The sequence below is a fragment of the Kitasatospora sp. NPDC001539 genome (genome assembly GCF_040298565.1).
Lineage (GTDB): Bacteria > Actinomycetota > Actinomycetes > Streptomycetales > Streptomycetaceae > Kitasatospora.
Window position 1 is genome coordinate 1 of sequence record NZ_JBEPAK010000319.1, and the last position, 6,726, is coordinate 6,726.

Below are 6,726 nucleotides of genomic sequence, written 5' to 3' on the forward strand. Positions count from 1 at the left end.
GCCCGTCGCGGTGATCGCGACGGGCCCTCGGGCCGTTCTCGGCCCGTCCTGGACCGATTGTGACGCCGCGTCGGCTGCGGCGCCTCAGGAGTGCCGCAGCTCCGGCGGCGGGGTGCGCTTGGCGTCCATGTCGTCCACCCGCACCAGGCTCCCCCAGACGGCCATCCGGTACCGCGAGGTGTACACCGGGGTGCAGGTGGTCAGGGTGATGTAGCGGCCCGGAGCGGTGTAGCCGGAGCCGGTCGGGACGGGCGCGACGATCCCGGTGTCGTACTTCGAGGTCTCCGGCAGGGTGTTGTCGACCTTGTAGACGTACCACTTGTCCCTGGTCTCGACGACGATCGCGTCGCCCCTGGAGACGGCGTCCAGGTCGTGGAACTTGGCACCGTGGCCGTCCCGGTGGGCGGCCAGCGCGAAGTTGCCCGTCTGGTCCCAGGGCATCGCGGCCCGGTAGGGCTGCTCGTAGACGCCCGCCACGCCCTCGTCCAGGACGTCGGTGGAGGTGCCCATCCGGATCAGCACCTGGAAGTCCCCGCCCATCGCGGGGACGTGCAGGAAGCCCACGTCGTCCCCGATCGCCGGCGCCGCGGCCGGCGCGCCGGGTGCGGGGGTGCTGCCGGGCGCGGGCCGGGGACCGGCGGTCGGACCCGCGGCCCAGGCCCCGCGCAGCTTGTCGGCGGCCGCCGCGGCGGCGCGGTCCGCCTCCACGTTGGTCCACCACAGCGAGTAGGCCACGAACAGGCCGAGCACCAGGCCCGCGGTGATCAACAGCTCGCCGAGGACGCCGAGCGCGGCCAGCGCCCGGCTCCGGGCACGCCGTGCCCGGCCTCCGCCGTCCGGTTGGGGGCCGTCCCCGCTCGGGGGGTCGGCCTCCCGGTCCGGCCCGGCCGGCCGTGCGGTCCCGTCGTCCTGCATCTGCGGTGCTCCCCCTCCGAACGGGATGCGGGCGGCTATCCGCCCGTGATCGCGGCCGGCTTGCCTTGGCTGCGCGGCCGTTCCTCGGTCATCTTGCCAAAGACGATGAGCCGGAACTTGGAGGTGAACTCCGGCGTGCAGGTGGTCAGCGTGATGTAGCGGCCGGGGCCGGTGTAACCGGAGCCGTTCGGCACCGGCTTGATCACGCTCACGTTGCTGGGGGAGGTCTCGGGGATGCCGCCGGTGATCTCGTAGGTGTAGTACGCGGTGGCGGTCTCCACCACGACCTTGTCGCCCTTGCTCAGCTGGTTGATGTACCGGAACGGCTCGCCGTGGGTGTTGCGGTGCGCGGCCAGCGCGAAGTTGCTCGCCTTGTCGCCCGGCATCCCGGTGTTGGTGTAGTGGCCGACCAGGCCCTTGTCGAGCACCGCCGACTTGTCGGTCCCCTCGGCGATCGGGAACTTCAGCCCCAGCTTGGGCAGGTAGATGATGGCGAAGCCCTTGCCGGGCGCGAACGCCTCGGGCTTGTTCGGGTCCGGCGCCGGCTGTCCCGGCTGGGCCGGCCCCTGGGCCGCGTCGAACTGCTGCTCCAGCTGGTCGCGGGCGCTGCTGGCGGCCGCGTCGGCCTGCACGTTGGTCCACCAGAGCTGGTAGGCGACGAACAGCAGCATCACCACGCCGAGCGTGATGCACAGCTCGCCGACGAACCGGGCGCCCACCACGACCGCGGACTCCTTGGGCCGTGCCCGTCCGCCCGCCCGGCCCTTCGCCCGCCGCCGACCGCCGCCCGAGCGCACCGAGGTGCGGCCCTGGGCGGCCCGTCGCCGCTCGGCCCGGCCCCCGGTCGGCGGGGCGGGTTCCGCGGCCGGACCGCCGTCGGCGGGCAGCCGCAGCTGAAGGGTCTGGTCAGGCAGCCACGGGTACTCCGGGCCGCCCGCGGCGGGCTCCCCGGCCTGCTCGTAGACGCCCCAGGCGTCCTCGGGCGCGCCCTGGACGGGGTACTGCTGCGGGTACGGCCCGTCGGCCGGGCCACCGTCGTACGACGCGCCGCCGTACGGCCCGGCACCGCCGTCGGGGCCGGGCCCCGGCTGGTAACGCCCCTCCGGGCGCACCGCGGTCACGCCGCTCAGCCCCGGCCGATCACCGGGGCGAGCCCGGCCGACCGGTCCACGGCGTGCGGGTCGCCGCACTCCGCCAGCCAGTTGGCGAGCATCCGGTGCCCGCCCTCGGTCAGCACCGACTCGGGGTGGAACTGCACGCCCTCGACGAGCAGTTCACGGTGCCTCAGGCCCATGATCACGCCGCTCTCGGTGCGGGCGGTGACCACCAGCTCGTCGGGCACGGTGGCCGGGTCGACGGCCAGCGAGTGGTAGCGGGTCGCGGTCAGCGGCGAGGGCAGGCCCTCGAACACCCCGCCGTCCTCGTGCTCGACCAGCGAGGTCTTGCCGTGCAGCAGCTCCGGCGCCCGGCCGACCACCGCGCCGTAGGCGACCGCGATCGACTGCAGGCCCAGGCAGACGCCGAACACCGGCAGCCCGACCGCGGCGCAGTGGTGCACCATCTCGATGCAGACCCCGGCCTCCTCGGGCGCCCCCGGCCCGGGGGAGAGCAGCACCCCGTCGAAGCCCTGCTCACCCGACCGGCGGACGGCGTGCTCGACGGTCACCTCGTCGTTGCGCACCACCTCGCAGGTGGCGCCGAGCTGGTACAGGTACTGGACCAGGTTGAAGACGAAGCTGTCGTAGTTGTCCACGACCAGGATGCGGGGCGGGGTCGGCTGGGTGGTCATTCGCGCGTGGTCTCCGTGGGTGCGGTGCATGGGGGAACTGCCGGGCCCGCCGGTCAGCCGGCCGCGGCTCCGTCGCCGCCGTCCACTGTGACGTCACCGAAGGGGAGCAGCGGTTCCGCCCACGGGAAGACGTAGGTGAAGAGGAGGTAGACGATCCCCAGGATCAGGAGCAGCGAAATGACGGCCCGGACCAGGGTGTTCCCCGGGAGGTGACGCCAGATCCAGCCGTACATGGTGCTCCCTCGACGTAGCGGACTGGGGTCAAGAGTAGACCCGCTATCCACAGCCGCGGGGCCGGTCCGCCACTCGGCCGCTACTGGCCCGCCACCGAGCGCAGGTCGACGGTGCCGGAGTAGCCGGGCAGGGTCAGGTCGCCGCTCTCCTGGACCTTCCAGCCCAGTCCGTACGCCTGGACGTACTGCAGGTAGTTGCGGATGTCCGGGTCCGCCTCGACGGCTGCCCGCAGCGCGTCCGTCCTGCCCACCGCCCTGACCACGTACGGCGGGGAGTAGACCCGGCCCTGGAGCAGCAGGGTGTTGCCCACGCAGCGCACCGCGCTGGTGGAGGTCAGCCGCTGGTCCATCACCTGCACGCCCTCGGCGCCGCCCCGCCACAGCGCGTTGACCACGGCCTGGATGTCCTGCTGGTGGATGACCAGGTCGTTGACGCCCGGCTCGGGGACGCCGGGGATGCGCGCGGTGGCGTTCGGCGGGGCGTCGTTGAGGGTGACGGTCAGGCCGCCGCCCTGCAGCGGTTCCAGGGCCGCGCCGCGCCGCAGGCCGTCCAGCTGCGCGGCATCGGCGGGGCTGTTGGCCTGCTGTTCGGTGAGGTCCTGCGCCCGGGCCTGGAGGTCGGCCAGCTGGGCCTGCGCCTGCTGGTTCTGCGAGCTGCGCTGGCGGATCACGTCACCGAGGCTGAGCAGCGAGTTGTCGGTCCGCAGGTCGGTGCCGCGGGCGGTCTGGGCGCTGACGTAGAAGAGCAGGCCGGCGAGTGCGAACACCGCGCAGGTCAGGGCACGTCCGACAATTCGGATGCCGGAGCGGCGGGTACCGGCCCTCCGGGGAGGAATCGACAAATTAGTCACCGTACCCTTATCTCCTCGAGACCCGCCGAGCCACTACGCTAACGGACGCCGGTGGCAGGTGGGGGAGCGGTCCCTGAGCGCTCCACGACCACCGCCGGCGTCCCACCCGCTGCACCTCCGCGCGGTCTCACAGCGCATCGACAGGAGAGCTCCTCGTGCCGAAGTCTCGACTCCGCAAGAAGTCCGACTACACCCCGCCGACGACGGCCGCGGTGAAGATCAGTTCGGGCCGCGGTTGGGTCGCGCCGCTGATGCTGGCACTGTTCCTGATCGGCCTGGTGTGGATCGTCACCTACTACGTGACCAGCGGCAGCTACCCGGTCGAGAGCTGGCGGAACTGGAACATCCTGGTGGGCTTCGGCTTCATCGCGGCGGGGTTCGGCGTCTCCACCCAGTGGAAGTGACGCTCCGCCCGTCCTGAGGCTCGGGTTCGAGCCGTTTTCCGCCGCTTCGGATCGCGGGTCCCGGAGCGGCGGTTCGGCGTGCCCGGGCGCGGCCCGCAGCGCCGTCTGCTTTCCCCACCATCACACAGTCGGGCTTATCCACATGGTTATCCACACTGGGGAAAAGTCCCCACAGCCTGTGGATAACCTTTCCGGCCGCGGCCGTCCACAGCTGGGCACGATCCCCCGGCGGCACCGGATCCGCACAGCAGGACGCGCGTAGAACACCAGTCCACCGGACGTCCGGCGCACAGCCTGTGCACAGCCCCGCACCCGCTGTGGACGGCTGTGGACAATCGTCCGGGAGCGTCACCCGCCGTAGAGGGCCATTCCGACGCCCAGCATCGCCGCCTCCACGGCCAGTGCACCCGCCAGGGTCAGCCCCTGCACCAGACCGCGGCGTGCCCGCGGGGCGTACATCAGGCCGAAAGCCGTCAGCGCGCCCAGGGCCAGGCCGCCGAGGTGCGCCCGCCAGTCGATGGTCGGGCGGGAGAAGGTCACCACCAGGTTGAAGACCAGGAAGGCCACCGCCGGGCCGAGCGCGGCCCTGTTCCGCAGCTGCATCACGATCGTCGCGCCGATCAGGCCGAAGACCGCCCCCGAGGCGCCCAGCGACTGCATCCAGTCGCCCGCCACCAGGAAGGCGAAGGTGCTGCCCCCGAGGCCCGCGACGAGGTACAGGGCCAGGAAGCGCACCCTGCCGAGCGCCTCCTCCAGCGGCGGGCCCAGCCAGAGCAGCACCAGCATGTTCGTCCCGATGTGCCACCACTCCAGGTGCAGGAAGGTGGCGGTCACCAGCCGGTACCACTGGTCGGGGCCGTCCGCGATGCCGTACGGGCCGCCGCTGACGTCCCGCCCGGCGCTGGCCAGCGACCAGACCTCCGCCAGCCTCGGCCTCAGCACGTAGGCGGCCAGCACCCAGACCACCACGTTGATCCCGACCAGCACCCGGGTGACCAGCCCGCCGTGCTGGGTCAGCGCGCCGCCGAACCGGGTGGTCGCCCGGCGCGTCCCGGCGTGCCCGTCGCCGACGCACTCCGGGCACTGGAAGCCGACCGAGGCCGCCACCATGCACCGGGGGCAGATCGGCCGCTCGCACCGGGTGCAGGTGATCCCGGTGGCGGTCTGCGGATGCCGGTAGCAACCGGGCAGCCCGCCCTCCGGGGCCGGCCCCGTCGACTGCCGCGGCTCGTCCGGGAGCATCAGCGCTCGCCCCTTCCCGTACCCGACCACCGGAGCCGCCAGCCTACTGCGCCACCCCGCTCCCCCGGCCCAGCCCGGCCCAGCGCACCACACGCGCTCCTCGACCCCGCCCCCGCATCCGACCCGGCCCGACCCGACCCGACCCGACCCGACCGGCGCAGCGCACCACACCGCTCCCCGACCCCACCCGGCCCCCGCCCGGACCCCACACCCGGCCGCTCCCACCCCACAAGCCCCCGCCCGGCCCAGCCCGGCGCAGCGCACCACACCCGCTCCCCGACCCCACCCCGGGCCCCGCCCGGACCCCCACACCCGCCCCACCCACCACACCCGACCGCCCCCACCCCACAAGCCCCCGCCCGGCCCAGCCCGGCGTGCCGAGTGGACAATTCAGGATGCATGATCAGCATTCAGGTGGATATGTGCAATAAAGGACGCCACCCAGGAGGAGAGACTCGTGAGCTTTTCGGACTCGGCCCGTGAGACGGCCACCCGGACCCGGGACACCGCCGTGCAGTTCGCGGACGGCGCCAAACAGCGCCTCGGGCCCGCCCTTGACGCGCTCGGGCCGAAGGCCTCTGAGGCAGCCCACCACCTCCGCGTCCATTACGACAAGCACCTCGCCCCACAATTCGGCCACGCCTTCGCCAGTCTGCCCCCGGAGGCCCAGCAGAACGTCCTGAAGGCCCTCCACCGCGCCCAGGAGGCCGCCCTGGCGGCCCGGCTCTCCGCCGGCCGCGCCGCCGACACGGCCCGCGCCACGGTCGCCCCGCGGGTCGCCCACGTGGTGGGGGACGCCCGCGCCGCGGTCTCCCCGGTCGCCCACGAGGCCCAGGCCCGCGGCGCCGCCGCACTGACCGCCCTCCACGGGAACGTCAGCGCGGCCGAGATCAGCCGGCTCGCCGCCCGGAACGCCAAGAAGTCCCGGTGCCGCGGCGGCCGCGGCACCGGTCTCGCGGTCGCGGGAGCGCTGGCGATCGCCGGCGGCGTCGTCGCCTGGCAGTGGTGGCGCCGACACAGCAACCCCGAGTGGCTGATCGAGCCGCCGGCCCCGGAGTCCCGCCCGCCGGCCGGCGCCCACAGCGCCACCGCCCCGGTGAACGGAGTCACCGCGCAGGACGCGGCCGAGTCCGTGGAACCGGCCGAGGACGACCGCCCGCAGGCGTAGCGGCGGGCCGGAAAACAGAACGGCGGCCGACCTGGGCACAGGTCGGGCGGCGGTCAGGCGCTGTGGTGCATAGGAGACTCGAACTCCTGACATCTGGCATGGAAAGGCAGCGCACTACCAACTG

Annotated in this window: 8 protein-coding genes; 2 read left to right on the forward strand and 6 right to left on the reverse strand. The window is 73.4% G+C overall.

The window, feature by feature from the left end; translation table 11 throughout:
• Positions 1-84 precede the first annotated feature (84 nt).
• From ABT247_RS30400 to ABT247_RS30420, 5 genes are all read right to left on the reverse strand, one after another.
• Positions 85-915, reverse strand: coding sequence for a class E sortase (locus ABT247_RS30400; protein WP_350748952.1), 831 nt, complete (start codon positions 913-915; stop codon positions 85-87).
• A gap of 35 nt (positions 916-950) precedes the next feature.
• A complete protein-coding gene (locus ABT247_RS30405; protein WP_350748955.1) occupies positions 951-2,036 on the reverse strand; it encodes a class E sortase in 1,086 nt (361 codons plus the stop codon).
• Between the two features lie 5 nt (positions 2,037-2,041).
• Positions 2,042-2,704, reverse strand: coding sequence for an aminodeoxychorismate/anthranilate synthase component II (locus tag ABT247_RS30410; protein ID WP_350748957.1), 663 nt, complete (start codon positions 2,702-2,704; stop codon positions 2,042-2,044).
• A gap of 53 nt (positions 2,705-2,757) precedes the next feature.
• Positions 2,758-2,937, reverse strand: coding sequence for a hypothetical protein (locus ABT247_RS30415; RefSeq protein WP_350748960.1), 180 nt, complete (start codon positions 2,935-2,937; stop codon positions 2,758-2,760).
• An 80-nt stretch (positions 2,938-3,017) separates the two neighbouring features.
• Positions 3,018-3,773 carry a DUF881 domain-containing protein gene (locus ABT247_RS30420; RefSeq protein WP_392896077.1) on the reverse strand — a complete coding sequence of 252 codons (756 nt, stop codon included), beginning with the start codon at positions 3,771-3,773 and terminating at the stop codon, positions 3,018-3,020.
• Between the two features lie 170 nt (positions 3,774-3,943).
• Between ABT247_RS30420 and crgA the strand changes: the two genes are divergently transcribed.
• A complete protein-coding gene (crgA, locus tag ABT247_RS30425; protein ID WP_270145659.1) occupies positions 3,944-4,192 on the forward strand; it encodes a cell division protein CrgA in 249 nt (82 codons plus the stop codon).
• A gap of 348 nt (positions 4,193-4,540) precedes the next feature.
• Here the strand turns inward: crgA and ABT247_RS30430 are convergent, their stop codons facing one another.
• Positions 4,541-5,434, reverse strand: a complete 894-nt coding sequence (locus ABT247_RS30430) for a rhomboid family intramembrane serine protease (RefSeq protein WP_350748963.1) — start codon at positions 5,432-5,434, stop codon at positions 4,541-4,543.
• Positions 5,435-5,891: 457 nt separating this feature from the next.
• On the opposite strand from ABT247_RS30430, the gene ABT247_RS30435 reads away from it, so the two are divergent.
• Entirely contained in the window at positions 5,892-6,602 is a 711-nt protein-coding gene (locus tag ABT247_RS30435) for a DUF5324 family protein (RefSeq protein WP_350748966.1), read from the forward strand.
• Positions 6,603-6,726: the final 124 nt, after the last annotated feature.

Coding starts and splice junctions, on each gene's coding strand:
- ABT247_RS30410 (WP_350748957.1), bottom strand. CDS start 2,704: ATGACCACCCAGCCGACCCCGCCCCGCATCCTGGTCGTGGACAACTAC.
- ABT247_RS30400 (WP_350748952.1), bottom strand. CDS start 915: ATGCAGGACGACGGGACCGCACGGCCGGCCGGGCCGGACCGGGAGGCC.
- ABT247_RS30415 (WP_350748960.1), bottom strand. CDS start 2,937: ATGTACGGCTGGATCTGGCGTCACCTCCCGGGGAACACCCTGGTCCGG.
- ABT247_RS30430 (WP_350748963.1), bottom strand. CDS start 5,434: ATGCTCCCGGACGAGCCGCGGCAGTCGACGGGGCCGGCCCCGGAGGGC.